The following is a 26345-nucleotide window of genomic DNA, read 5'->3' as shown; positions in this document are numbered from 1 at the left end:
GTGGGCACCTAAGTGCCCACTCGGCCGACCGGGGTGACGCCTGGGCTAGGGGGTCAGGGTGAGGCCGTCGCCGTTGCGGTCGACGGTGACCTGGCCACCGTCGGTCACCTCGCCGCCGATGAGCTTCCGGGCGAGCGGGTCGCCGATGGCGGACTGGATGAGGCGGCGGAGGGGGCGGGCGCCGTACGCCGGGTCGTAGCCGGTCTCGGCGAGCCACTCCCGAGCGGCGGGGGTGACGGAGATCGAGATCCGGCGGGCGGCCAGGCGCTTCTCGAGCAGGCCGAGCTGGATGTCGACGATCTTGGTGAGGTCGGCGAGCGAGAGGGCGTCGAACATGACGACCTCATCGAGGCGGTTGAGGAACTCGGGCTTGAACGACGCCCGGACCACCGCCATGACCGACTCGTGCTTCTCGTGCTCGTCCATGACCGGGTCGACCAGGAAGTTCGAGCCCAGGTTGGAGGTGAGGATGAGGAGCGTGTTGCGGAAGTCGACTGTGCGGCCCTGACCGTCGGTCAGGCGACCATCGTCGAGCACCTGCAGCAGGATGTCGAAGACCTCGGGGTGAGCCTTCTCGACCTCGTCGAGCAGCACCACCGAGTAGGGGCGGCGCCGCACCGCCTCGGTCAGCTGACCACCCTCGTCGTAGCCGACGTAGCCCGGAGGCGCTCCGACCAGCCGGGCGACGGAGTGCTTCTCGGCGTACTCGGACATGTCGATGCGTACGATCGCGCGCTCGTCGTCGAAGAGGAAGTCGGCCAGTGACTTGGCGAGCTCGGTCTTACCGGTGCCGGTCGGACCCAGGAAGAGAAACGAGCCGGTGGGTCGGTTGGGGTCGGCGATCCCGGCACGCGAGCGGCGCACAGCGTCGGCGACAGCGGTCACGGCGGACTTCTGCCCGATCAGCCGGCGACCGATCTCGGTCTCCATCTCGAGCAGCTTGGCCTGCTCGCCCTGGAGCATCTTGCCGGTCGGGATGCCGGTCCAGGCCTCGACGACCTCGGCGATCTGCTGGGCAGCGACCTCCTCACCGACCAGCCGGTCGGTGACGTTGTCCTCGTCCTCGTCCTCGTCCTCGGCAGCCTCGGCGATCTGCCGCTCCAGCTCCGGGATGCGACCGTAGAGGATCTCCGAGGCCTCCCCCAGCGAACCCTCGCGCTGGAGCCGCTCGGCCTCGCTGCGCAGCGCGTCGAGCTGCTTGCGCAGCGCACCTTCGCCCTCGAGCGACGCCTTCTCCTGCTCCCAGCGCGCCTCCAGCCCGCGAAGCTCCTCCTCCTTGTCGGCGAGCTCCTTGCGCAGCGCCGCGTGGCGTTCGAGCGAGGCGTCGTCGGACTCCTTGGAGAGCGCGAACTCCTCCATCTTCAGCCGGTCGACGGCCCGCCGGAGCTGGTCGATCTCCTCGGGAGACGACTCGATCTCCATCCGCAGCCGGGAGGCGGCCTCGTCGATGAGGTCGATCGCCTTGTCGGGCAGCTGCCGGCCGGTGATGTAGCGGTCGGACAGGGTCGCGGCGGCCACCAGCGCGGCATCGGTGATGCGGACACCGTGGTGCGCCTCGTACTTCTCCTGGATGCCGCGCAGGATCTGCACGGTGTCCTCGACCGACGGCTCGCCGACGAAGACCTGCTGGAAGCGGCGCTCCAGGGCCGGGTCCTTCTCGATGCGCTCGCGGTATTCGTCGAGCGTGGTCGCACCGATCATGTGCAGCTCACCGCGCGCGAGCATCGGCTTGAGCATGTTGCCGGCGTCCATCGCGGAGTCGCCCCCGGCGCCCGCGCCGACGACGGTGTGCAGCTCGTCGATGAAGGTGATGACCTGCCCCTCGGCGGCCTTGATCTCCTCCAGGACGGCCTTGAGCCGCTCCTCGAACTGGCCGCGGTACTGCGCGCCGGCGACCATCGCCGCCAGGTCGAGCGACAGGAGGCGGCGGCCCTTCAGCGAGTCGGGTACGTCACCGGCGATGATCCGCTGGGCGAGCCCCTCGACGACGGCCGTCTTGCCGACGCCGGGCTCGCCGATGAGGACCGGGTTGTTCTTCGTACGCCGCGAGAGCACCTGGATGACGCGACGGATCTCGGAGTCACGGCCGATGACCGGGTCGAGCTTGCCGCGCTCGGCGGCCTCGGTGAGGTCCTGGGAGTACTTCTCCAGCGCCTCGTAGGAGTCCTCGGCGTCCTGGCTCGTCACCCGGCGGTTGCCGCGGACCGCCTTCAGCGTCTCGCGCAGCCCCTTCTCGGTGAGCCCGGCCTTCTTGAGCACCTTCTGCGCCGACGACTCGACCGTGGCCAGCGAGATCAGCAGGTGCTCGGTGGCGGCGTAGTCGTCCTTCAGGGACGTGGCCAGCGTGATCGCCCCGGCCAGGACACGGGTCAGCCCACCAGAGGCGGCGGGCTGCTGAACCGTGGACCCGCTGGCCCGCGGGAGCCCGGCGAGATCGGCGGCCGCCGCTCGCGACAGCTCCTCGGCGTCCACACCGGACTTGGTGACCATCGACGTCGCGGTGCCCTCGTCCTGCTGCAGCAGCGCGGCCAGCAGGTGGATCGGCTCAGTCGTGGTGTTGCCCGCCGTCGTGGCGGCGAGCTGCGCGGCCTCGATCGCCTCGCGAGCCTTGGTGGTGAACTTGTCTGCCGAAAACTGGCTCATCTGTGTCTGCTCTCCTCCTGGGGACGCACCTGAGTCTGCCGCGAGCGCCTGTCACCCGCATCTATCTCAACACAACCAAAGTTGAGTCTGTTCCACTCAACTTTGACATTTATATATTGCGGCGGCGGACCAAACGATCGGGCACACTCCTCACGTGGACTCCCGAGGTGCGGTACGCGACCAGCTCGCCGCGCGGCAGCGCGAGGTCCTCGACGACCTGCTGGCGGGACGTACGCCGCCGGGGTTCGACACCGCCGGGACGACCGCGACGACACGGGTGCTGCACCACAAGCGCTCCTCGGCCGCCGAGCACGCCGCCCCCGAGCTCGACCTGCTCCCGGACTGGCGCGCCCGCTTCCACGCCTGGGCAGCGCAGCATCCGCAGCAGGGCTGCGCCCACGATGACGTACGCGCATTCCTGACCACCATCGGCGCCGACTGGCTCCGCCTGCACGAGGTCTATGACGGCCGGCGGCGGTTGGCGCTCACCCGGATCGGCGGGCGCCGGGTGCTCACCGTCGGTCTCGGCTCACAGATCTGGCACCTCACCCGCCGCACCTGGAAACGGAGCTCCACGTGGAAATCCTGATCATCCTCGGGGTCCTTGGCCTGGTCATCTATCTGCTGATCGAGCCCGCGCTCAAGAGAGGGCGTCGCAACCGCCGCCGAGGTCTCCGCAGGCGCGGCGGCGGCAGCTCCGGGTCGAGCTCGTGTGGCTCCACGTACGACTCCGGCAACGACCACCATTCGTGCAGCAGCTCCTCCTGCGGGTCGAGCTGCGGCGGCGGAGGCGGCGGCGACTAGCCGGTCCTCACCCGGCGATCAGAAGAGGTCGAGGGCGGTGACCTTCCACTGGCCGTCGACCTTCGCGGCCTCGACGGCGATCTGGGCGGCGGAGATCGACGACTCCTTGTCGGTGGAGCGCTGGGAGGCCTGGTCCAGGAAGACCAGGAGCTCGGCGGAGTCGGCGTCGAGTGACTTGACCGCGGCGACCTGGACCTCGGCGCTGAGCACGAGCTTCTGACCGGGGGCCTTCTCCTGGAGCTGCTTGAAGAGGAGGTCGTACTCCTTGCGGGCGTCGCCGGCGAGGAACTCGTCAGCGGCGGCAGCGGTCGGCGAAGGGTCGGAGAAGTCGTAGGAGAAGACCTGGAGCAGGCCGGTGGTGACGGCCGACTGCACCTCGGTGGTGGCCTCGGCATCGACGACGGCGCGGTTGCCGACGTGGTCGGTCCTGCGTTCCCGGTCGGCCTGCCAGAACGCGCCGAGCCCCAGGATCAGGGCGAGCGCGGCGAGGAACGGTGCCCAGCGGCGTACAAGAAGACTCATGGCATGTTCACCGCTACCTGCTCGAGGCTCTCCAGGAGCCAGTCGTCGTCGACCTTGACCAGGTCGGCCGCGAACCTGTTGCGCTTGACCGTCGGCTCGGCGTCCTCACCAGAGGCAGAGCCGTCGCGGACCGTGATCTCGACCGCCGCGATCACGGTCGCGCTGTCGTCGTCGAGCTCGGTCACGGCGGCGTCCATCACCGAGCCGGTCGAGATCTTCTCCTGCTCGGCGAGGACCTTGCGGTCCTCCTCGGAGACGCTGGTCAGCTGGTCGTGCAGGGTCCCGGTGGTGACCGCGGCCCACCCCTTCAGCCCCTCGTCCACCTTCCGGTAGTCGAGCGAGTTGAGGGTCTCGATGTGGCTGGTCGCGACGATCAGCACCCGGTCACGCAGGGCGGCCTCGTCGACCATCTCCTGGTCGTGGCCGGTCGCACGCCACCAGGTCAGCGCGCCTGCGACCAGTACGCACAGCGCCACCAGCGGGAGGGCCCAGGTGAGCACCCGGTCGCGCCTCGACGGCTGTTCGAGGACCGGCTCGACCACCGAGGCCTCCGTTCGTCTCTCCGTTGTCGTGCTCATCGCTCCCCCATCAGTCCGGCGAGCGTGGTGGGGACGCTAACCGTCCCCGGCTCGACTGTCTCGGTCTTCGTGGTTTTCGGCTTGGGCACGGCATCGCAGCCGGCCGCGGTGTTGAACGGCTTGCCCTTGCTCACATCGGTGCCGGCGCGCAGGTCGGTGCCCTCATAGCCGGATACGCAGGCGGGCGGGTTGAAGAACGACGGCATCAGGCTCAGCCGTGGCCCGTTGGAGGTGTTGATCGCCCAGCCGATGCTGACCGCCTCCGGCACGGTCACGAAGGTCGACTCGAGCGCGGCCGCGTTCGTCCCGAAGAGCGTCGCAGGCGTGACCAGGTTGCTCATCAGGATCCCGAGCGGCTGTCCGACCTCCTTGACCAGCAGCGAGAGCTCGGTGGCCGTGCCGGGCGCGGCCCCGATCAGGTCGCGCAGGTCTTTGTCGGAATCAGCAAGGGTCGAGGAGAAGAGCGCGAGGTCGTTGCTCCACGCCTTGATGCTGGTCGCCGAGTCCTCCTGGGTCGCGAGCACCTGGTCGGAGTTGCGGATCAGGCTCGCCGAGACGAGGAAGTTGCGGTCGGCCTCCTGCTGGAACGAGAGCGAGGTGTCGACCAGCTTCCGCAGGTCGGACCCGGCTCCTTGGGAGAGGAGGTAGGACTCGTCGATCGTCGTCACCAGCGCCTCCTCGGGCACCGAGGCGACGAAGTCGCGGCCGGTCTCGATGACCTGGGAGGCGTCGTACGGCAACGCCTCCTCCCCAGCAGCCAGCCGGTCGCCGGCGGAGAGCCGGGCGGAGCCCACGGCGCCGCCACGGAGGTCCAGATACTGCTCGCCGATGGCCGACCGGTTGGCGACCTTCACGGTCACGTCCTCCGGGATGGCGGGGGCGTCGCCCTCGATCTCCAGCACCGCGCGTACGCCCTCGGAGCCTGCTTCCAGCGAGGTCACCTCCCCCACGGGCACCCCGCGGTAGGTCACCTCCGAGTTGACGAAGAGGCCGCCGCCCTCGGGCAGCGAGACGTCGACACGGTAGGGCTCGTCGAGCAGGTCGAGCCCGACGTAGCGGGCGCCGACATAGCTCGTGCCCACGAGCGCGAGGGCGACGAAGAGCCCGAGCTTGACGCGTACGCCTCCGGTGAGCCGTTGCATCATTCGCTCCCTTCCACGGACCCGGCGTCGCTCGCCGCGCCTTCCGGTGAGGTCTCGGAGGTCGCCGAGCCCGACTCGGTCGGTGACTCCACGGGCGACTCCGAGGGATCAGACGGGGACGACGAGGGTGAGGACGACCCGGACTCCGACGGATTCGAGGAGGACGAGGACGAGCCGGGATCGGAGGGCAGGATCGACTCCCCCGGGATCGACGGCGAGGACGAGCCCGGCACCGGCGACGTGGTCGACGGCAGCAGTCCGGGCGGTGCGTCCGACGACCCGGACTGGGAGCTGACCGAGCCGCCGGACCCGCCTTCGACCGCCGGCTGCAGCCACTCACACCCCTTGGACTGGCAGCCGGCGGGAGTACGGAAGTTCGTGATCATGAACAGGTTCATGTAGTCGCCGCGGAGCGCGTTGAGCACCTCGTCGGGGAACGGGTAGGTGAAGAGGATCTCGAGCGCGTAGGGCAGGTCGGAGCCGGCCTTGGCGAGCTGGTCGAGGATCGGATCGAGCAGCTTCAGGTCGGCGACGATGTCGTCCTGGGCCTCGTCCAGGGTGCTGATGGTGACCTTGGAGAGCTTGTCGAGCGCCTCCAGCATCGCGACCAGCTGCGGTCGCTGGTCGACGAGCACCTGCATGCCCGGCGAGAGCCCCTCCAGCGCTTCTGCGATCTTGGTCTTGTCCTTCTCCAGCGTGACCGCGAGCTCGTTGAGCGACTCGATCGCGGAGGTGATCGAGGCCGACCGCGAGTCGAGGACCGAGACGAACCGGTCCATCTCCGACAAGAAGGCCTTGATCTCCTCCGGGCGTCCGTCGGAGATCTTCTGCATCTCGCGGGAGATCTCCTGGAACTGCGCGATCCCGCCGCTGTTGAGCACCATCGACAGGGCTCCGAGCACCTCCTCGACCTGCGCGGCCGCCTCGGTGTCACCCCTCCCGAGGGCCGCACCATCACCCAGGGGCTCGCCGACGACCGGCGTGGCGGGGCGGATCAGCGCGACGTACTTCTCTCCGAGCAGGGAGGTCTGCTGCAGTCGCGCCGTGGTGCCGGCGGGGAGCTCGACGTCGTCGTTGACCACCAGCGACACCCGCGCGCTGCGGCCGTCCTCGGTCAGCCGGATCTTGGAGACCCGGCCCACCGCGACGTTGTCGATTTTGACGCTGGACTGAGGAACCAGATCGAGTACGTCGCTGAACTCGGCGCTCAGCGTGATCGGATCCTCCCCCACGTCGGCGCCGCCGGGCAGCGGGGCCTCGTAGACGCCTCCGCTGACGGCACCCAGGCCGCAGCCCGAGAGAGCCAGGGCGGCCGTGGCCAACACGGCGACGAGCGGTCTCGACGAGCGCGACATCACTGCTCCTCTCCGACACCGGGAAGCAGGACCGGCGGCGCGTCCTCGGAGGTCTGGCCGGTGAGGCCGTCGCCGGACCAGACACTCAGCTCGTTCAGGTTGGTGCGACCTACGAGGCTGTTGGTCGCCGGGTCGTAGGCGTTGACGTACTTCTGCAGCACAAACGGGATCGTGGCGACCGCCTCCTCGAGCGACTCGTTCTGGTCGACGAGGACCTGGGTCGGCCCCTGCAGGTTCTCGACGCTCGTGCGCATCTCGCCGCGGTTGTCCTTGATGAACGACTCCAGCAGCGCGAGCGCCTCGCCGAGGTTGCTGACCGCGGAGGCCAGGTCGTCGCGGTCGTCGGCGAGGTACTCGGTGACCTGCGCGAACCGGCGGTTGGCGTCCTCGACCCCGTCGTCGTGCTCGAGCAGAGTCTTGTTGAAGGTGTCGAGGTTCTCGACGGTGGCGAAGAAGTCCTGGTCGATGTCGGCCAGGGTCGCCGATGCATCGGCGCCTTCGCGGATCACCTGGTTGATGTCGGCGCCCTGCCCGTCGAGGTTGGCCGCCATCACCTCCAGGAACCGCGAGAGCGCGCCGTTCTTGTTCGCGCCGTTGGGACCGAGCTGATCGCCGGCCTCGGTCAGCGAGGCGTAGAGGTCGTCGATCTCGACCGGCACCGCGGTCTCCTCGATGACGGTGCCGTCGCGGAGCTCGGGCCCGTCGACGTACGGCTCGGTGAGCTGGACGAAGCGGTCCGAGACCAGCGTCGGAGCGACGATCACGGCCTCGGTGTCGGCCGCGGCGGTCTGGCCGGGGTCGAGCATCATCGAGACCTTCACGTGCTCGCCGGCCGGGGTCACCGAGGTCACCTCGCCGACCGGCACGCCGAGAATCTGCACGTCAGAGCCGGGATAGAGGCCGACGGAGGCCTCGAAGAGCGCGGAGAACGTGGTGCCCTTGCGCCCCTCCCGGATCCCGTACGCAGCGCCCCACCCGATCGCGACGACGGCGGCGATCACGAGGAGCCCAGCGATGAGCCGTCTCATCTCGTACCTCCCGGCTTGCAGTCGCGCTGGACGTCGTTGTCGAGCACCGGCGCGTTGTTCTCGTCGAAGAGGCCGCAGCCGTAGACGTCGATCCAGGGCCCGTTGCTCATCGAGGCGCCGATCACCCGGTAGTAGGCGCCGATCTGGGAGAGCGCCTTGTCGAGGTGGTCCTGGTTGCGCTGCAGGATCTCGGAGACCTGGTCGAGCTTCTTCAGGGCCGGCTGGAGGCGCTTCTGGTTGTCCTCGACCAGGCCGGTGACCTGCTTGGCGAGGTCATCGGTGTAGGTGAGCATCTGGTGGATCGCCTGGCGGCGGGCGGCGAGCTCCTCGAGCAGCTTGTCGCCGTCCTCGATCAGGAGCCCGATCTCCTGGTTGCGCTCGGCGAGGGTGCCGGTGACCTCGGTCGTCGTCCGCATCAGCTCGGCCAGCTCCTGGTCCCGCAAGGAGATGGTGCGGGAGAGCCGGGTGAGGCCGGAGACCATGCCGCGTACGTCCTCGGGGGTGTCCTCGAAGACCTCCGAGAGGGCGTCCATCGACTGCTCGACCTGGGCCATGTCGATCTCCCCGACGGTGGTGGAGAGATCGGAGAAGGCGGCGTTGACGTCGTAGGGGGTCGTGGTCCGGGAGACCGGGATCGGCTCACGGAGACGACCCGAGCCGCCCGGGTCCAGGGCGAGAAACTTGCGCCCGAGCAGTGTCTTCACCTTGATCGACGCGGTGGTCTGCGAGCCGAGCGAGACGTCCTTGGCGCGGAACCGGATCAGCACCTTGTCGCCGTCGAGCTCGAGCTCGGAGACCTCGCCGACCTTCACCCCGGCGACCCGCGCCTCGTCGCCGGGACGGATCCCGGCGGCCTCGGCGAAGTAGGCCTCGTAGGTGTCGCCACCGCCGATGACGGGGAGGTCCTCGGCGTAGAAGGTGACGAAGAAGACGCCGGTCATGGCCAGGATCCCGACCACGGCGATGACGATCTTGTTGCGTTCGGCGAACGACTTCGGATAGCGGGCCATCATTGGCACCTTCCTGCCGGCGAGTCCACACCGAGGTCGCCGTAGTAGCCCTCGGGTTTCGGGATCCGCCCGTCGATGGAGCAGATGTAGAAGTTGAGCCAGCCTCCGTAGGTGGCCATCCGGCCGATCTGGTCGGTCTTCTGCGGCATGGTGGTCAGGAACTTGGTGAGCGCCTCGTCGTTCTCGGCGAGGTTCTCCGAGACGTCGCCGAGCGAGTCGATCGAGTCGCGCAGCGGCTCGCGGCCCTCCTCCAGCAGACCGGTGACGCTCTGGGAGAGCTCGCCCATCCCTTCGATGGTCGAGCCGAGCGTCTTCCGGTCGGCGGCCAGCCCGGAGACCAGCCGCTGCAGCGTCACCAAGGTGGTGTCGAGCATCCCGGTGCGCTGGCTGACCACCTCGAGGACCGAGTTGAGGTTGGTGATCAGGTCGCCGATCACCTGGTCGCGGTCGGCGAGGGTCGAGGTCAGCGAGGCCGTCGAGGAGAGCAGCGACTCCACCGTCGCCCCCTCGCCCTGGAAGACCGCGATGATCTGGGCGCTGAGGTTGTTGACGTCCTCCGGGTCGAGGAACTTGAACAGCGGCTGGAAGCCGTTGAAAAGCATCGTCAGGTCCAGCGCGGGCTGGGTCTGGTCGAGCGAGAACGTGTAGCCGGCCTTCAACGCGTCGCCGCCGGGGGCGCCCGGCTCCAGGGCGATGTACCGCTGACCGATCAGGTTGCGGAACCGCAGCTCCGCCCGGGTCCCCTCGACCATCGGCGCCGACTCGGCCGCAGTGAAGACGACCTCGGCGGTGTCGTTGTGGCGCAGCCCGATCGACTGGACGGTGCCGACCTTCACCCCCGCCATCCGCACGTCGTCGCCCTTGTTGAGGCTGGTCACGTCGGTGAAGAGCGCTGTGAACGTACGCCCCGACGAGGTCGAGCCGTTGGAGATCGTCGTCGCCAGCGCTGCCATCGCGAGCACGGTCACCAGCGCGAAGACCACCGACTTGGTGAGCGTCACCACGACCGAGCCGCCTGAGTTGACCCTCATCGCACGATCACCTCCGTGCCTCGCAGGGTCGGGCCGAGCAGCAGGCTCGACCAGGTCGGATACTCATCAGGTGCCAGGCCTTCCGCTGGTGCCATCACCTCGGCGATCAGCTGGTTCTCGCCCTTGGAGTTCTGCTCACCGAGGCCCGTGGTCGCCCCGAAGGTGCGCACCCGGTCCGTCGGTGGTGCCTCGATCCGCTCGGCGGTGTCGGCCGTCCCGGTGACGGCCGGCTGGCTGCCGGTCTGACCGGTGACGTACGGGCATCGGGGGCCGCCGGTGCGCAGCTTCGGGACGTAGCCGGAGGGGTAGGGCTGCCGGATCTCCGAGACGCTGACCAGCGCATGGAAGCCGGGCTCGTCGGTGCCCTTGCCGAGGTTCTTGGCCATCGCCGGCGCGTAGTCGCGCAGGGCGCTGAAGAGGCACGGGAAGGACGAGGCGTACGGGCTGACGGCGCGGAGCGCGTCGCGCGAGGTGTCGGAGAGCACGACGATGGTCTCCCGGTTGCGCTCGAGCCAGCGGTCGGTGTCGGCCGCTGTCGTGGTCACCGAACGGAACGTGTCAGCGAGCTGTTTCTGCTGGTCGACGAGGGTCTCGGCGGTCACCGTCATGGTGTCCAGTGCGTCCAGCAGATCCGGCGCAGCCTCCTCGTAGTGGCCCGCGACCCGGCCGAGCGCGGCCAGGTCGTCGGCCATCTGCGGGACCAGCGGGTTGAGCTTCCTCAGGTAGTCCGCCCAGGCCGAGAAGACCTGGCCGATGTCGTCTCCGTTGTCGCGCAGCATCGTGGCCAGCTCGCTCAGCGTCGCGTTGAGCTTGTGGGGCTGGATCGCCTTGAGCACCGGGAGCAGCTCGTCGAGCACCTGCTCCAGCTCGACCGCCTCGTCGGAGCGGTCCTGCTCGATGGTGCCGCCGGCCGACAGCTCCGGCCCGCCCGGCGTCGGCTGCAGCGCCACATAGCGCTCCCCGAAAAGGGTCTTGGGCAGCAGCCGCGCGGTGGTATCGACCGAGAGATCGGAGAGTACGTCCGGCTCCAGCGCCAGGGTCAGCTCGGCGCCGCCCTCGCGGGCCGAGACGGTGCGGACGGTGCCGACCGGCACGCCGCGCAGCTTGACGTCCGAGCCCACCTGGAGCGCATTGCCCAAGGTGCCGGTGGTCAGCGTGACCTCGGAGCGGTCCACGAAGGTCTGGTCGTAGGCGAGCCAGGCGCCGAGCGCCACCGCCGCGACCACGGCCAGGTAGCACAGGCCGAGGAAGGCATCACGAACTCTCGAGAGGCTCATCCCGCGATCCTCACCGTCGTGGTGGCGCCCCACATCGCCATCGAGAGGGCGAGGTCGAGCAGCGCGACGACCACGATGGCCCGCCGCACCGAGCGCCCGACCGCGATCCCGACCCCCGACGGCCCGCCGGTGGCGTAGAAGCCCAGCCGGCAGTGGATGAGGATGATCAGGATCGAGAAGATCAGCACCTTCCCGAAGCTCAGCAGGATGTCGATGGGCGGCAGGAAGAGCTGGAAGTAGTGGTCGTACGTCCCGGCCGACTGCCCGTGGAAGTAGACCGTCACCGCCCGCGATCCCGCGTAGGAGGTCAGCAGCCCGACGACGTAGAGCGGGATGATCGCCACGAAGCCGGCGACCACGCGGGTCGAGACCAGGTAGGGGATCGTGCCCAGCCCCATCACCTTGACCGCGTCGATCTCCTCGTTGATCCGCATCGCGCCGAGCTGGGCGGTGAACCCGGCGCCAACGGTCGCCGACATCGCCAGGGCCGCCACCAGCGGCGCGATCTCGCGGGTGTTGAAGTAGGCGGAGATGAACCCGTTGAGCGTCGAGGTGCCGATCTGGTCGAGTGCTGCGTACCCCTGCATGCCGACGACGGTGCCGACGAAGATGCTCATCCCCGTCATCACCCCGATGGTGCCGCCGATGACCGCGAGCGCGCCGGTGCCGAAGGAGACCTCGGAGAGGATCCGGAGGATCTCGCGGGGGTAGTGCCGGATCGCCGTCGGGATCCCGACCAGCACCTTTCCGTAGAACCGGATGTCGCGGCCGGTCTGCACCAGGCCGTCGAGCGAGCGGTCCAGCCGCGACCGCTTCTTGACCACGTCCACCGTCGCCATCTCAGGCCCCCTTCCCGGGAACCAGCTCGAGATAGAGCGTCGTGATCACGAAGTTGACGAAGAAGAGGAGCAGGAAGGTGACCACGACCGACTGGTTGACCGCCTCCCCCACCCCCTTCGGCCCGGGCTTGGTGTTGAGCCCCTGGTAGGCGGCGACCAGGCCGGCGATGAGCCCGAAGAGCACCGCCTTGAGCTCACCCACCCACAGGTCGGAGAGCTGGGCGAGGGCGGTGAAGGAGGAGAGGTACGCCCCGGGCGTTCCGCCCTGGATGATGACGTTGAAGAAGTAGCCGCCGAGGACGCCGACGACGCTGACCAGGCCGTTGAGCAGCACCGCCGCGAGCACGCAGGCGAGCACGCGTGGCACCACGAGCGCCTGGATCGGATCGACCGCGATCACCCGCATCGCGTCGATCTCGTCGCGGATCGTCCGCGACCCCAGGTCGGCGCAGATCGCCGCTCCGCCCGCCCCGGCGATCACCAGCGAGGTCACGATCGGCGCCGCCTGCTGCACAACGGCGAGCACCGAGGCGGCGCCGGTGAACGACTGCGCCCCGATCTGCACCGTGAGCGTGCCGAGCTGCAGCGCGATCACCGCCCCGAACGGGATCGCGACCAGCATCGCCGGGATCCAGGAGACCGAGGTGACGAACCAGAACTGGTCGAGCAGCTCGCGGGCCGCGAAGGGCCTGCGGAACGCCGCCCGGAAGGTGTCCAGGCCCAGCGCGAAGAGCGCCCCGACCTGGTCGAGCCCCCGGCTGACCGGGTCCTTGGAGCGGACCGTGGCAGGGGCTCGGTCGACCTCGTCGTCATCGGCGGTGTAGAGCGTCGCGGCTCCGCTCGCGACCCGATCCGCATGCCGCGAGGCACCTTCGCGAGGTGTGCCGCTGGCCGGGGCGAGCTGGCGCGGCAGCACCTCGATGGCGCGGGCGCCGGCGCGTACGGTCGCCACTCCCCCGGACGGGTAGTAGGCCTCGCCCTCGACGTAGTCGTCGTTGACGCCGTGGTCGGTCTCCTCGCTCATCCCGATCGGCCCGATCGGGTCGCCGCTCATGAACTGGGAGACGACCGGGTGGTCGGTGAGCAGGAACTCCTCGCGCGGGCCGTACATCACCAGGCGCCGGCGGTAGAGCATCCCGAGGTTGTCCGGGAGCGTACGTGCCAGCTCGATGTTGTGGGTGACCACCAGCATCGTGGCGTCGGTGGCCGCGTTGACGTCGACCAGCAGCTGGGCGAGGTTGGCCGTACGCACCGGGTCGAGCCCCGAGTCGGGCTCGTCGCACAGGATGATCGAGGGCTCGGTGACCAGCGACCGGGCGAGGCCGGCGCGCTTGCGCATGCCGCCGGAGATCTCGCCGGGCAGCTTGTGCTCCTGCCCCATCAGCCCGACCAGGTCGAGCTTGTCGCATGCGATCTGCTTGATCTCCGACTCGCGCTTCCGAGTGTGCGCCCGCAGCGGGAAGGCGACGTTGTCGAAGACGCTCATCGAGCCGAAGAGCGCACCGTCCTGGAAGAGCACCCCGAACCGCTTGCGCAGCTCCTGTCGCTGCGACTCGCGCGCCTTCACCATGTCGACCCCGTCGACCAGGCAGATGCCGGCCTCGGGCCGCAGCAACCCCATCAGCGACTTCAGGAACACCGACTTCCCGGTGCCCGAGGGCCCCAGCAGCGCGGTGATCTCGCCCTGGGGCAGCGTGAGGGTCACGTCGCTCCAGATGTTCTGGGACCCGAAGCTCTTGGTGAGCCCGGTGACCTCCACGGTTCCGCCCATCGCGGGACCTCCTGATCTGCCGTTGTGGGGTGTGCTTCGACCGGGACAGTACGTGTGGCCCCCGTCACACGGGAGAGGAAATCGAGCTGCCCGACAAATGCGGGCCGGGTTTTGTCACGCGCATGACAAAACAGCCCTCGAGGCTCTCAGCCGCAGCGCTCGAGCTCGACCCAGTCCAGCGCGGGGTTCTCGCCTGCGCCGAGGGCGAAGAGGAGCAGGGTGACGAACTCGGGGTCCTGGAGGCGGCTGCCGAAGGCGGCTCGCAGCCGGAGCTTGTGGTTGCGGACCGTGTGCTCGTGGATGCCGAGCTCCGCGGCCAGCGCCGGAGCGTTCGCTCCGGTGAGCAACCAGAGCCGCAGCGTACGCAGCATCGCCCGCCGGTGCTCGTCCTTGAACGCCTCCAGCGGCGCGAGGGCTTCGCTCGCCTCCCAGCGCGTGAGGGCGGGGTCGGCATTGAGCAGCAGAGCGACGTGGTGGTCGGCGCAGCGCACCACCGGGTCCGCGGGGATCACCCCGGACTCGACGAGTTCCCGGGCGCGCTCGGTCCAGCGGATCGCGGCCGCCACATCGGCCAACGGCACCGGCACGGTCACGAAGACCGGGCCGGTACGCGGCCACCCCCGCATCACCGCGCCGACGACCTCGACGTCCGCCGGGTCGGTGACCACCAGGGCACGTCGCCGGGCGGTGTCCCACGCGCACCCGTGGGGCAGCTCGACGGAGTGATCGCCGGAGCGCTCGACGGCGTCCAGCGGCATGATGGTGTCGACCGAGCAGACCACCACCGCCGACGGCAGCTGCCAGCCGACGCGCGCGGCGAGACCATCGATCACCTCGGCGTCCGCCGCTCCAGCGAGACCGCGGACGAGCCGGCGCCGGATCCAGCTCGGATCCGCCTCGCGGTCACGGACCCCGGCGGCGTGCCCGCGGGCGACGTCGTCGAGCAGGATGCCCATGTAGGCGAGGAGCGAGCCGCACAGCGTCCCGCGTACGTCGTCGGGAACCAACCCCTCGGCCTCGTGACGGATCGCCTCGGCCGCTCGGTGGGTGGCCACGTCGACGGCTGCCCTGAACCCGTCGAGGCTCCGCTCGGCCAGCGCCTCTCCCCTGCCCATCGCGAAGTACATCGCCGACACCGTCTCCGGCTCGGACGGGATGTTCTCGACCACGTCGGCATAGAGCTCCACGGCGCTGGCGACGGCCTTGGTGATCAGGTCGCGACGCCTCTGGGTGGGATGGCGGGAGTAGGCGGCGACCTGGCGCAGGATCTCGTCGGTGATCTGCGGGACCAGCCTGCGGCCGACCCTGCGGATGACCGCGCACTCCGCGGGCGAGACCTGCGGGGCATGGATCTTCTCGGCGAGCTGCCGCGAGGCGCTTCGGCGTGGCAGTCGTGGGTGCGGGACAGGCGTTCCGGTGGTCGTCGTCTGGCTCTGCGTCGGACTCATGGATCTACGACTTCTCCCCTCGATCCCCGGCCCGCGGGAGCACTGTGCTTCGTAAAGCCGGCGCACTCAGTGACGCTCATCACAGAGGAAACCGAGCCGATCAGCCAGTGCTGGAGGACCCAATCGGCATACAGAGGGCCCTGAATTATCACGTGCATGACAAATTCGAGCCGCGGATGTCGCGTGCGCGACATCCGCGCGGCCGATCTGTCGGTCTCGGCCGTCACCCCATGGAAATGAGCGTCGACCTGCGAGAGGAAGGGAGCTCGATCTCATCCACCCGAAAGGGCACCACCCATGAAGAAGCTTCCGGTGATCGGCGCAGCAGCAGCCAGCCTCATCCTCGTCACCCCCGCCGCAGCCCAGGCCACTCCGCCGTACGACGTCGCCGTCGGCGGTAGCACGGTGCTGGGCGACCACGCCTTCAGCGCCGCGGACGTCGGCGGCATCAACTTCTTCACGCCTCTCGTCGCGGGGAATTGCTTCTCCATCAGTGGGACGGGACAGGCACACAGCGGAACCGCGATGAGCGGAAACTACACCGGCAATACCCCCGCGGACCACCCCTTCACCATCGAGGGTGGCGCTTGGACCGGATGCACCGAGCAGCTCGGCACTCCACTGGACTTCACCCAGGTCGGAGAGTGGAGATTCACCAGCCAAGACCCGACAGCGACTGCCGCCCGGACCGACACACTCTCCGGCACAGTCTCCAACGTCAGTCTCCACATCGTCGACAGCCCTGGCACCGGCCTGTGCGACTTCTGGTTCACCGGCAGCGCGGATGCGACCTTCGATGAGACCACGCAACGCCTCGCGATCGTCGAGGCAGGCTTCGACGGCAGTCTCTCCGTAGAGAACGTCTCTGGCGACTGCCTCGGCATGTTCGCGCTAGGTGACCCGGTTGACCTTCAGGTCTCCTTGTCCCTCAGCATCCCGGACGGCCCACTGAACATCAGCTGACTCCACACCGACGAGGTGACCGGTGGTGACGATCGGGCGTCGTCACCGGTCGCCCTCAGGTATCTCCAGTGCCGGCGGGATCAAGGGGACCGCCGCGGTCCCGGGGTTGCACGGCACCGACTCAACCGTCGCCTCGCCTGGACCAGGCGGCAGATTGCCTCCTGCAGGGTTCTTCTTCGTGCAACCGAAGGCACCTCCCTGATGGGTGCGGATGGCGTAGCCCGATCCTGAGACCGTCGCGGTGAGCAGCGCGGACAGGTCGTCACCACCAGCCGTGACACATCCGTCAAATGGCGGCACGTCGATCGTGCCGGTCAGCTCGCCACCAACGCTGAGGTTGAAGTGGCCGTTCTCCCAGAACGGCTGCGGCGGCTGAGGGACGATCACGCCGTCGACCACGCCATACCGGTATCCATTTCCGTGCAGCTGAATCTTGCCAGGCACTGTGGTGCGACAGGTGCCTGAGAGCCGCATCGCGACACCGTCGACTACGAGTGAGGTGATTCGCGTGTGAAGCTCGGCGTCGACCTCGCTGTCGGGCACCTCCGCCCCGCCGTCGACTGTGCAGGTCAAGTTCTCGATCTCGATGGGCCGTGGCAGACCACCATCACGAGCTTGCTCCAGCCGCACTCTCGCCTCTACTGGGATAGCGCCGAACGCGACGGTACGAATCGTCACCTCACGGCTGATCCCGTAGTTGTGCGGCGCCCCGGCCTCCGCGACGAGATATACGTTCGCGCCGGCGACCGTGCAGCGGATATAGCGCGACGGGTCCGGGTTGTCCACGACCCCGCTGTAGAAGTCGAAAGCAGAGGTCATCAAGGGCGTACGGATCCACTGCTGGGCAGTCTCTGCCTTGGCCGCCGATCCCATCGCCGCTCCACCCCAAGAACGGTGCACGACCGGTGCCGGGTGAACTTCTGGCGCGGGCAAACCAGGATAGGGCCCCTCGTCGGCACGGCTGCTGCCAGTGCCAATCATGATGAAGGCGACCACAGCCAGCATCGCCGCCGCCGTGACGTGTCTCCTCGTTCGCCGCATGCAACGACCATGATCCCGCCGGGTTCGCGCCGCAACCAGGATCAGAGGGTTCGCTTCAGGCGCCCGCACATTTTGTCATCGCCATGACAACTCCGGCGTCGAGCGGCCGGTGCGATGTCGTGTACGCGACATCCTGGGGCCCGTTTTCGCCCATTCACGCCGTTGGCCGTCGACAGCCGGCCCCGCCACGGGGATGAATGGCCGAAGCGGGGACACCTGGTCTCCTCTGATCCGAAGGGACATCGTTCGATGGCTAAGAAGATCCTTCTCGTGGGCGCGGCGGCAGCCGCTCTCACCCTTGCGACCCCGGCGATGGCAAGCGCCGCGCCCCCGTACACCGTCTCCGTCGGCGGGAGCTCGACCGCCGGGAGCCGGCCGTTCACCGCAGCCTCGGTGGGCGGGATCAACTTCGCGACCGCACTGAACACGATGAGCTGCACGTCGGCCAGCGCATCCGGGACCGTGCAGAGCGGAACCGGGCTGACCACGGTCGCCACCATCGCGTCCACAGGGTGGAGCGGATGCACCGAGCAGTTCGGCACCCCGCTCACGGTCACTCACAGTGGTTCCTGGTCCCTCAACCCGACCGGCTCGGCCACCGCGGGCTCGACCGACGTGATCGCCGGCAAGATCACCGGTGTCAGCGCCCACGTCGCCGACTCGTCCGGCACCGGGCTGTGCGACTTCACGGTCGGCGGAAACGTGGACGGGAGCTTCAACGAGGGCACCCAGAGGCTCGTCATCGCTGAAACCGGCGCTGATAGCAGCCTCACGGTCACGAGCGTCGCCGGAGACTGCCTGGGCACCATCACCGTCGGCGAGGCCGCCAGCTTCTCCGGAACCTACGCCATTACCTCCCCTGACGGCGCGATCAACCTCAGCTGAATCAACGATCGATGACGGTGCGTCCGATGGGCGCACCGTCGTCATGTGGCACATGTTCACCATCCCGAAGGAGCCCCGTCATGTCTCTCTCGACACTCATGAAGCGCCGGCTCGGTCTGCTCGCCGTCCCGGCAGCAACCGCGCTTCTAGCCGTCGCCACGGCCGCACCCGCCCAGGCCGCGCCGCTCGACATCCTCTACGACGCCAACGGCACCACGGTCGTCGCCTCGACCGGGTCGCAGATCCCGGTCGGCCCGGCCGTCCTGGACACCACGCTGGAGACCACGACCGGCGCGTTCACCGGCTCGCTCGCACTTCCCGGCGCCAGCACCGAGTTCAAGGCGGCCGGGTTCATCCCGATGAGCGCCGACGTCAGCTTCGAGGAGGCCGCCCCCACCACCGGCACGCTCAAGCCCCATCCCGAGGGCGGCGGCAGCTATGTCGAGGCCACCTCCTACTACAACGTACGTCTCACCAACATCAAGGTCGTGGGCTTCCCGACCTTCTCCGGCCCGTTCTGCCGCACCGTCGAGCCGGTGGCCATCCCCGTGGCGACTCCCGAGGGTGAGCGGTTCGGGGTCTTCACCGGTGGGCGGCTCACCGGGACGTACTCGATCGGCGACTTCCAGAACTGCGGCCTCAACACCTGGCTGGTCAACGCCCTCGTCCCCGGCGACGGGAACACCATCGAGCTCAACCTCACCAATCCGCGCCAGGGCTGAGCTCTCCCTCCCCCAGTCCGCCGGGTGGCCGCACGGCCCCCGGCGGGCTTTGCCCATCCGGCCACCCAACGGCACAGACGTACCGAATTTCGGGGGCACGCCAGGCAAAGACGTGCCATGGTGGTCGATACCTTCTCGGGCATGTTGGACGAAGGAGTTTGACGTGCGACGGAGCACGAGATGACGCAGACCCATCAGTCCCCCGGACTTCCTGGTTCCGCCGTGTGGATGCTGAAGAGCCTCGAGAGCGAGGTGCGGCCGATCGCGCGCAAGATCACCGGCCACCTGCGCGAGGGACTGCCGGCCGAGACCGAGGGCTTCGAGGAGCTCATCTTCACCGCCGTGCACGGCGCGATGTCGCACTTCATCGACCTGGGGCTCGGCCGTTCGGCGCCCTACCTCGCGATCGACGACCACTTCCGCAAGGTCGGCTTCAAGGTCGCCGCGCTGGGCCAGGAGCGGGCCATCGTCGACCAGGGCATCCACATGGCGACCACCGAGCTCTGGGACGAGCTGCGCCGCCGGGCGGTCGAGAACGAGCTCTCCGCCGCGGCCCTGAACGCGCTCAACGAGATGATGACGTCGTACGTCGAGCACCTGACCTCGCAGGTCAGCAAGGGCTTCGAGGCCGGCACCGAGGCTCGGGACCAGGACAACGCTGTCGCTCGGGCGCGGCTGATCGACCGGATGCTGTCGGGGGCCTCCGCCGACGAGATCGAGGTGCAGGCGGCGCTGGGCGACTGGGCGCTGCCCGAGAAGGTGACCGTGATGGCGGTCGAGCTGCGCGACGCTGAGCACATCTCCGCGGACGCGCTGTCGGACGTCGCCCTCACCCGGCGCCGACGGCCGACACAGGTCGTGATCTGCCCGCCCAGCGCAACCACCACCGTCACCAAGGAGGTCCGCGCGGCGGCACCGAAGGCACGGGTCTCGATCTGCTGGCCGGTGCCGCCGGCCGACGTCCCGGCCGCTTGGCGCTGGGCCAACCGCGCGCTGGCGCTGGTCAATGCGCGGGTGATCCCGGCCAAACCGGTGATCAACTGCCTCGCCTACCGCACCGAGATCTGGCTCCACGCCGAGCCGGTGATGCGCCGCCAGCTCGCCCAGGAGCTGCTCGAGCCGCTGCTGGCCGAGTCGGCCAACTCCCGCGAGATCCTCACCGAGACCCTGCTGGTCTGGCTCGAGACCCGGGAGAGCGCCCCGGCGATCGCGGCGGTCCTCGGCGTGCACCCGCAGACGATCCGCTACCGCTGGAAGCGGATCAACGAACTCTTCGGGGAGTCCCTGCGCGACCCCGAGTTCGTCACCCAGCTCCTGCTGCTGCTCAAGGCGAGCGTGCCGCTGTGGGTCGCCGGAGACCAGAGCGACTTCGACCGCTATCAGCAGCAGACCGGCTGATCCGGAGCCGCTCATGCTGTCGCAGGTGATCGTTCTCGTGGCTGGTGCTGTCGCCGCGTACGTCCTCGGGTTGGTGTTCCCGCAGGTCGTCGCGGGCTGGGCCGGGCGCCGGCGCGGGATCGAGTCGGTGCCCCGGCCCTCGTGGGCGGTCGCTGCCCGGGTCGACACGGTGGTGCTCGACCGGTGGGGGACGGTGACCACCGGGCGGCTCGTGGTGACCACGGTCGACCCGCTCGACCCCGACCATCTGCGCAACCTGCGCTGGTTCGCGGGGGCGTTGGAGCACGAGGCCGAAGGGCCGGTCGCCCGTGCGGTCGCCCGGCTCTCGCCGCGGGGCAAGGTGACCGACTTCGGTGTCGTTCCCGGATCGGGGGTGCGGGGGTCGGTGGACCGGCACCCCGTACGCGTCGGGCGGCCGTCCTGGGTCGGTATGGCCGACCGCACCGACCGCGGCACCGTCCTCGGCGTCGAGCTCGACGGGCGGCCGCTGGGCTATCTCGTGGTCGGCGACCAGCCGCGCGAGGACGCGGGCGCGTCGGTGTCACGGCTGACGGAGGCGGGAGTGACCCCGGTGCTGGTCTCCGACGACACCGACCGCGAGACCGAGCACTTGGCCGAGACATGCGGGATCGAGCGGTGGCACTCCGAGATCGCCCCCGAGAAGCGCGAGCGGCTCGTCGCCGAGCTGCATGAGCAGGGGCGGGTGGTCGCCTTCGTGAGCTCTCGTCCGGAGGACGCCGAGGCGCAGGCGGTGGCAGACCTGGCCGTGGGCGGGAGCTCCGGCGTACGGCTGACGGATCTCGACGTCCGGCGCGTCGCCGAGCTGATCTCGCTCGCGCGTGGGGCGGTCGTGGGTCGTCGCTGGGCCGGGCCCGTAGCGCTGGTGCCGGCGGCGGTCGGGGCGGTGCTGGGGGTCCTGGGCGCCGGGTCGGTCGGGCTGGCGGCCGGGTTCGCGCTGCTCTGCCTGGTGACGGCGGCCGTGGCCGGGGCGATCCCGGTGGCGAGGTCGGGAAACTTGTCACGTGCGTGAGTAGTTTCAGGGATTCTCGGCCCGGATCGCGCTCAGCTCGTTGTGGCGGGGCTCACATGATGGCTGGATCGGTGACATCGACCCACCCCGCCCGACCCGAGGATGTGACCGAGGATGACCCCACGACCCGGTCTGCTGTTCAAGGCGGCTGCGCTGCCCGTCGCCGCCGTCACCGCCGCCTGGACGATCCACGCGATCCAGGAGGGCCGGCCCGTCGACGCGACGGCCAGCGTGCGTCAGGCGCCGGTCGAGGTGCCGGCCCAGGAGCTGCTGCCGCCGGTGAGCGTCTCCGCGGTCAAGCCCATCCCCAAGGTCAGTCCCACCCTCGCGGCCAAGCCCGCCGGGTTCGCCGCCAAGGCAGCCGCCGGAGTCATCCCCGAGACCGCGCTCTCCGCCTACCAGCGGGCCGCGACCGTGCTGGCCGACGCCGACCCGGGCTGCCGTCTCGACTGGTCGCTGATCGCCGCCATCGGGCGGGTCGAGTCCGACCACGGCCGGGCCGGGGGCAACACGCTGTCTGCTTCCGGGGTCGCGACGCCGGGGATCTTCGGCGTACCTCTCACCGGGGCCGCCGGCACCGCCCGCATCCTCGACACCGATGGCGGCACCTACGACCGCGACCTCGTCTACGACCGCGCGGTCGGGCCGATGCAGTTCATCCCGTCGACCTGGTCCGACGTCGGGGTCGACGCCGACGGCGACGGGCACCGCGACCCGCAGGACGTCGACGACGCCGCGCTCGCCGCCGCGGTCTACCTCTGCTCCGGCTCCGCCGACCTGTCCACCGAGGCCGGGCAGCGCTCGGCGGTGCTGCGGTACAACCACAGCGAGGCGTACGTCTCGGCGGTCCTGCAGATCGCCAACGGCTATCGGCTCGGTACCTTCGAGGCACCGACCGACGTCGTCCTGCCTGCCGCGCAGATCCCGGTCACCTCCGCCTCTGATCTCGAGCCGCTCTCCGGTGCTTCGCCCAGCGGCCAGCCGCCCCGGGGTGGTCCATCCTCGGGCGGGAAGGACACCACGCCCAGCGGTGGCTCGACCACGCCTTCCTCCCCGTCGCCGTCCGACTCCCCCGGCGATGGCGGGTCCGTCGTCCCGTCGCCCACCTCGAACCCGGATCCGACCGGCTCTCCCACGGGGTCCCCGACGGAGACACCAACCGAGACGCCCACGGAAACTCCCACGGAAACTCCGACCGAAACGCCGACCGAAACACCCACGGAAACACCCACGGAAACACCGACCGAGACCCCCACCGAAACCCCCACCGAAACCCCGACCGCAACCGAGTCGGCCAGCGAATCGACCGGCGAGTCAGCCGGCACCGAGGCGTCCGCGAGCACGTCCTGAGACTCGGACCCGAACGTGTTGGCCTCGGCACGCCCGCCCGCGCCCGTCTCGACCACCGCCCTCCCCCGCTGGTCGAGCCGCCGGCCCGCAGCGCGAACGTGTCGAGGCCAACACCCCTCGGTTACGTTAAATCGCATTACAACCCCACGTAGTGCGGGCACACTGGAGGCGCTGCAGACACCCCACCGGGAGCCGCCTCGATGCCGACCGATACCGACCGCCTCGTTGCTCATGTCGAGCGCCTCGGCGAAGAGCACCCACCGATCCCGATGGACTCCGTCGACTTCACCGTGAACGACCCGGTCGGCTTCGGCACCCGCTTCGGCCATGTGCTCGACTACATGGCGCGGGTCGAACTCGAGGTCGACCGCAACGTACTCGAGATCTCGACCATGCTCCCCAACCCACCCGAGGTCGACAAGCAGTTCTATGCCGAGGTGTGGCAGCCGCAGGAGATCCAGCACGGGCTGATCCTCGACCGGCTCCAGCAGATCCTCGGGCGCCCGCCGGCGACCACCGACCTGGACCATGTCGGCCTGAAGCTGAAGGTGCTCGGCCTGCTGGCTCACCTGGAGCCGTTCCAGGACGTCTGCCGGATGCTCTACTACCTGACCGGAATGGCCACCGAGCGCTCCGCGGTGATCGCCTACAACCTCCTCCACGACGGGGTCATCGAGGCCGGCGAGCACGCCGTCGCCGACACCGTCATCGCGCCGATCAAGCGCCAGGAGCCGGGCCACTACGCCTTCTACCAGCTCTCCGCCCGCGCCCACTGGGCCACGCTGGCCGCCTGGCAGAAGTGGCTGGTCAGACGCATGCGCCGGATCTCCTTCGCTCCGGTCGGGGTCAACAACGTGACCCAGCTCGCCGACTTCGGCGACGTCATGGAGACCCTCGGCGTCGACCACGAGGGCCGCGACCTCGCCGCCGACGTGGCCCGGGTCGAGCAGGAGCTCCTCTGGGCCCGCGACCGCGGCCTCCCCGTCCCCGACTACGTCACCCGCGCCTTCCGCGAGGCCGTCGAAGCGGCTCGAGCGCGCGCGGCCGCGTGAATGCTCACCGAGGTAACTCGGTCAGCGGTCACCTCCTTCGTGGAACTCCACGAAGGAAGCGGGCATCCACCGAGTTACCTCGGTGAACATCCACCCGTCACCCGCGCCACTTCGACACGAGCATCTCGACCGTCGCGCCCTTGATCGCCCGGCTGCCGGGAACCGTCCCGACGACCGTGCCCGCCTTCCAACGCGACGTGACCCGCTTGCCGACGACCGGCTTGAACCCGGCCGCCTTGAGCCGGGCGGTGGCCCGGGCGACGGAGAGCCCCTCGACCTTCGGGATCTTGACGCCCTTGCCGTTGATGACACTTGCTCCGGGACGTACGAAGTTAGCGGAGCCCAGCTTGCCGTCGATCGCCCGCATCGCGTCGGCCCACATTGGGCCGGCGACGGTGGAGCCCGACGCCGAGGCGACGTACCCGCCGCGGAGGCGCTGTCCGTTGAGGGAGACCCACTTGCCCTCGTAGTTGGCTCCGGCGATCATCGACGCGGTCGCCAGCTTGGGCGTGTAGCCGTTGAACCACACCGCGCGGTTGCTGTTGGTGGTCCCGGTCTTGCCAGCGGACGGCACGCTCAGCGCGAGCCGCTGCCCGAACCCGCCCGGCTGCAGCACGCCGCGGAGGATGTCGTTCATGGCATCCGCAGTCCCGGTACGCATCACCTGCTCGCACGAGGAGGCGTACTCCTTCATCGTCTTCCCGTCAGGACCGACGATCTCGGTCACCGGCCGCGAGTCGCAGTGCTTGCCGCGGGCGCCGAAGGTCGCGTATGCCTCGGCCATCTCCAGCGGGCTGACATCGACCGGGCCGAGGGTGAAGGACGGCACCCGCTCGTGGGCGGGATTGGTCAGGCTGATGCCCATCTTCTTGGCGAGCGTGTAGGGGGCGCAGACGCCGGTGAACTGCTCGAGCCGGACGTAGAAGGTGTTCACCGACTCGCGGGTGCCGGTGTAGAGGTTCTTGTTGCCCGAGGTGGTCGAGTTGCCGACCGGGTAGGGATTCGGGTTGAAGTTGCCCTCGCCGGGGCAGTTGGCGAAGGACGCCTGGTTGAACGTCCTCTTGGCCGGCGACGGGATCTCCTGCCTGAGCGGGAAGCCCTTCTCGATCGCCGCGGCGCCGACGAAGACCTTGAAGGTCGAGCCGGCCTGGAAGCCGTTGGCGTCGCCGTACTCCTTTGGCACCAGGTAGTTGAGATAGGACTCGCCCTTCCTCCGATTCTCCCCCATCGGCCGCGACTGCGCGAGCGCCTTGACGTTGCCGGTGCCGGGCTCGACCATCGCCAGGGCGCCGACGGCGTTGTCGGTGGGCGAGACGCGGCCGCTCACCGACCGCTGTGCCGCCTTCTGGAAGCTCGCGTCCAGGGTCGTCCGGATGGTCAGGCCGCCGGTCTGGAGCAGCCGCCAGCGCTCGGCCTCGGTCTCCCCCAGCGACTTGTCGGCGAGCAGCCACTGCAGCGCGTAGTCGCAGAAGAACTCCGCCGAGGAGCCGAAGCAGCCGTTGCGGCTGTCCTGCACGTTGAGTCCGAGCTCGCTCTCCTTGAGCTTCTCGGCGTCGGCGCGCGGCAGGTCGCCGACCTGGGCCAGCCGCTCGAGCACCAGGTTGCGCCGCGCCACCGTGGCGTCGGGGTAGTCGGTCGGGTCGTAGCCGGTCGGGTTCTTCACCATCCCGGCCAGCATCGAGGCCTGCCCCCAGGTGAGGTCGGCGGCGTCGACGCCGAAGTAGTGCTTCGCGGCCGCCTGCACCCCGTAGGCGGAGTCACCGAAGTAGGCCGCGTTGAGGTAGCGCTCGAGGATCCAGTCCTTGTCGTGGTTCTCCTCGAGCCAGATCGCATAGCGGAGCTCGCGGATCTTGCGGGCCGTGGACTTCTCGGTCGCGGCTGCGCGCTCCTCGTCGGAGTCGGCCCCGTAGACGAGAGTCGTCTTGACCAGCTGCTGGGTGATCGACGAACCGCCCTGCACCGAACCCGACTCGGAGGCCGAGTTGCGCAGCAGCGCTCGCAGCGTGCCCTTGAGGTCCATCGCGCCGTGCTCGTAGAAGCGGCTGTCCTCGATCGCGAGCAGCGCCTTCGGCATGTTGGGCGAGATCTGGTCGAGCGCCTTGTAGGACCGGTTCTGGTCGTAGAGGGTCGTGATGACCTTGCCGTGCACATCCAGGATGCGGGTCGTCTGCGACAGCTCGCCCATGTCGATGTCGAGGGGCAGATCGTCGATCGCCTGGGCGCCCGACTTGGCCGCGACCCCGGTCAGGTGGATGAATGGGATCGCCATGCCGGAGACGACCAGCCCCGTCACCGCGGCGACGCCGATGAAGGCCGCGAACCGCATAGCGGCGCGGTGAAACGGCATGGAACGTACGACTTTGCGCGCCAAGATGGGGGCTCCTACCCGGGCCTCGAGCCAGGACCGGCGGTGGAAACTGAGCAACGGGAAAACGTTGCCAAGAATACCGGACCGG

At 69.2% G+C, this 26345-nt stretch carries 23 protein-coding genes and 1 pseudogene; 9 read left to right on the top strand and 15 right to left on the bottom strand.

Going from position 1 to position 26345, the window contains the following annotated elements:
- Window positions 1-45 precede the first annotated feature (45 nt).
- Window positions 46-2643 (bottom strand): ATP-dependent chaperone ClpB, encoded by a 2598-nt coding sequence (gene clpB / locus AB0F44_RS27425; protein WP_357360123.1) that lies wholly within the window; start codon window positions 2641-2643, stop codon window positions 46-48.
- Window positions 2644-2797: 154 nt separating this feature from the next.
- Between clpB and AB0F44_RS27420 the strand changes: the two genes are divergently transcribed.
- Both AB0F44_RS27420 and AB0F44_RS27415 read left to right on the top strand, forming a co-directional pair.
- On the top strand, window positions 2798-3232 hold the full coding sequence (locus tag AB0F44_RS27420) for a hypothetical protein (protein WP_357360122.1): 435 nt from the start codon (window positions 2798-2800) through the stop codon (window positions 3230-3232).
- On the top strand, window positions 3220-3447 hold the full coding sequence (locus AB0F44_RS27415) for a hypothetical protein (protein ID WP_357360120.1): 228 nt from the start codon (window positions 3220-3222) through the stop codon (window positions 3445-3447). Before AB0F44_RS27420 ends, AB0F44_RS27415 begins: the two co-directional genes overlap by 13 nt.
- An 18-nt stretch (window positions 3448-3465) precedes the next feature.
- Here AB0F44_RS27415 and AB0F44_RS27410 read toward each other — a convergent pair whose 3' ends face one another.
- The 12 genes and pseudogenes from AB0F44_RS27410 to AB0F44_RS27355 all read right to left on the bottom strand — a co-directional run bounded on the left by AB0F44_RS27410 (window position 3466) and on the right by AB0F44_RS27355 (window position 15448).
- On the bottom strand, window positions 3466-3969 hold the full coding sequence (locus AB0F44_RS27410) for a hypothetical protein (RefSeq protein WP_357360118.1): 504 nt from the start codon (window positions 3967-3969) through the stop codon (window positions 3466-3468).
- The gene (locus AB0F44_RS27405; RefSeq protein ID WP_357360116.1) at window positions 3966-4547 is read right to left on the bottom strand and encodes a hypothetical protein; all 582 of its coding nucleotides are present in this window, start codon (window positions 4545-4547) and stop codon (window positions 3966-3968) included. The genes AB0F44_RS27410 and AB0F44_RS27405 overlap by 4 nt, the downstream gene beginning before the upstream one ends.
- Entirely contained in the window at window positions 4544-5689 is a 1146-nt protein-coding gene (locus AB0F44_RS27400; RefSeq protein ID WP_357360114.1) for an MlaD family protein, read from the bottom strand. The genes AB0F44_RS27405 and AB0F44_RS27400 overlap by 4 nt, the downstream gene beginning before the upstream one ends.
- Window positions 5689-7044 carry an MCE family protein gene (locus AB0F44_RS27395; RefSeq protein ID WP_357360112.1) on the bottom strand — a complete coding sequence of 452 codons (1356 nt, stop codon included), beginning with the start codon at window positions 7042-7044 and terminating at the stop codon, window positions 5689-5691. The genes AB0F44_RS27400 and AB0F44_RS27395 overlap by 1 nt, the downstream gene beginning before the upstream one ends.
- Window positions 7044-8072: an MCE family protein gene (locus tag AB0F44_RS27390; protein ID WP_357360110.1), complete on the bottom strand. Its 1029-nt coding sequence runs from the start codon at window positions 8070-8072 to the stop codon at window positions 7044-7046. The genes AB0F44_RS27395 and AB0F44_RS27390 overlap by 1 nt, the downstream gene beginning before the upstream one ends.
- Complete coding sequence (locus AB0F44_RS27385) at window positions 8069-9082, bottom strand: MCE family protein (RefSeq protein ID WP_357360109.1); 1014 nt, start codon at window positions 9080-9082, stop codon at window positions 8069-8071. Before AB0F44_RS27385 ends, AB0F44_RS27390 begins: the two co-directional genes overlap by 4 nt.
- Window positions 9082-10113 carry an MlaD family protein gene (locus AB0F44_RS27380; protein ID WP_357360107.1) on the bottom strand — a complete coding sequence of 344 codons (1032 nt, stop codon included), beginning with the start codon at window positions 10111-10113 and terminating at the stop codon, window positions 9082-9084. Before AB0F44_RS27380 ends, AB0F44_RS27385 begins: the two co-directional genes overlap by 1 nt.
- On the bottom strand, window positions 10110-11390 hold the full coding sequence (locus AB0F44_RS27375) for an MCE family protein (RefSeq protein WP_357360105.1): 1281 nt from the start codon (window positions 11388-11390) through the stop codon (window positions 10110-10112). The genes AB0F44_RS27380 and AB0F44_RS27375 overlap by 4 nt, the downstream gene beginning before the upstream one ends.
- Window positions 11387-12229 carry an ABC transporter permease gene (locus tag AB0F44_RS27370; RefSeq protein WP_141801446.1) on the bottom strand — a complete coding sequence of 281 codons (843 nt, stop codon included), beginning with the start codon at window positions 12227-12229 and terminating at the stop codon, window positions 11387-11389. Before AB0F44_RS27370 ends, AB0F44_RS27375 begins: the two co-directional genes overlap by 4 nt.
- 1 nt (window position 12230) lies before the next feature.
- Window positions 12231-12953 (bottom strand): ABC transporter permease, encoded by a 723-nt coding sequence (locus AB0F44_RS27365; protein ID WP_222118863.1) that lies wholly within the window; start codon window positions 12951-12953, stop codon window positions 12231-12233.
- A gap of 558 nt (window positions 12954-13511) precedes the next feature.
- A pseudogene (locus tag AB0F44_RS27360) lies at window positions 13512-14000 on the bottom strand (ATP-binding cassette domain-containing protein); the annotation flags it as partial.
- A 146-nt stretch (window positions 14001-14146) separates the two neighbouring features.
- Window positions 14147-15448 carry a helix-turn-helix domain-containing protein gene (locus AB0F44_RS27355; protein ID WP_357360103.1) on the bottom strand — a complete coding sequence of 434 codons (1302 nt, stop codon included), beginning with the start codon at window positions 15446-15448 and terminating at the stop codon, window positions 14147-14149.
- Window positions 15449-15745: 297 nt separating this feature from the next.
- Between AB0F44_RS27355 and AB0F44_RS27350 the strand changes: the two genes are divergently transcribed.
- Window positions 15746-16411 (top strand): hypothetical protein, encoded by a 666-nt coding sequence (locus AB0F44_RS27350; protein ID WP_357360101.1) that lies wholly within the window; start codon window positions 15746-15748, stop codon window positions 16409-16411.
- Window positions 16412-16453: 42 nt separating this feature from the next.
- Here AB0F44_RS27350 and AB0F44_RS27345 read toward each other — a convergent pair whose 3' ends face one another.
- Window positions 16454-17416, bottom strand: coding sequence for a hypothetical protein (locus AB0F44_RS27345; protein ID WP_160026630.1), 963 nt, complete (start codon window positions 17414-17416; stop codon window positions 16454-16456).
- A gap of 285 nt (window positions 17417-17701) precedes the next feature.
- Between AB0F44_RS27345 and AB0F44_RS27340 the strand changes: the two genes are divergently transcribed.
- From AB0F44_RS27340 to AB0F44_RS27315, 6 genes are all read left to right on the top strand, one after another.
- Window positions 17702-18337 (top strand): hypothetical protein, encoded by a 636-nt coding sequence (locus AB0F44_RS27340; RefSeq protein WP_357360099.1) that lies wholly within the window; start codon window positions 17702-17704, stop codon window positions 18335-18337.
- 80 nt (window positions 18338-18417) lie between these two features.
- Entirely contained in the window at window positions 18418-19059 is a 642-nt protein-coding gene (locus AB0F44_RS27335) for a hypothetical protein (RefSeq protein ID WP_357360098.1), read from the top strand.
- Between the two features lie 180 nt (window positions 19060-19239).
- The gene (locus tag AB0F44_RS27330; RefSeq protein WP_357360096.1) at window positions 19240-20457 is read left to right on the top strand and encodes a helix-turn-helix domain-containing protein; all 1218 of its coding nucleotides are present in this window, start codon (window positions 19240-19242) and stop codon (window positions 20455-20457) included.
- Between the two features lie 25 nt (window positions 20458-20482).
- Entirely contained in the window at window positions 20483-21487 is a 1005-nt protein-coding gene (locus AB0F44_RS27325; RefSeq protein ID WP_357360094.1) for an HAD family hydrolase, read from the top strand.
- 114 nt (window positions 21488-21601) lie between these two features.
- Window positions 21602-22837, top strand: a complete 1236-nt coding sequence (locus tag AB0F44_RS27320; RefSeq protein ID WP_357360092.1) for a lytic transglycosylase domain-containing protein — start codon at window positions 21602-21604, stop codon at window positions 22835-22837.
- Between the two features lie 200 nt (window positions 22838-23037).
- Window positions 23038-23889 (top strand): GTP-binding protein LepA, encoded by an 852-nt coding sequence (locus tag AB0F44_RS27315; RefSeq protein ID WP_357360090.1) that lies wholly within the window; start codon window positions 23038-23040, stop codon window positions 23887-23889.
- Window positions 23890-23986: 97 nt separating this feature from the next.
- Here AB0F44_RS27315 and AB0F44_RS27310 read toward each other — a convergent pair whose 3' ends face one another.
- Entirely contained in the window at window positions 23987-26260 is a 2274-nt protein-coding gene (locus AB0F44_RS27310) for a transglycosylase domain-containing protein (protein WP_357360089.1), read from the bottom strand.
- Window positions 26261-26345 lie beyond the last annotated feature (85 nt).

Origin of the sequence: Nocardioides sp. NPDC023903, assembly GCF_040639295.1 — a bacterium.
GTDB lineage: Bacteria > Actinomycetota > Actinomycetes > Propionibacteriales > Nocardioidaceae > Nocardioides.
This window is presented reverse-complemented; position numbering and strand designations above follow the sequence as displayed.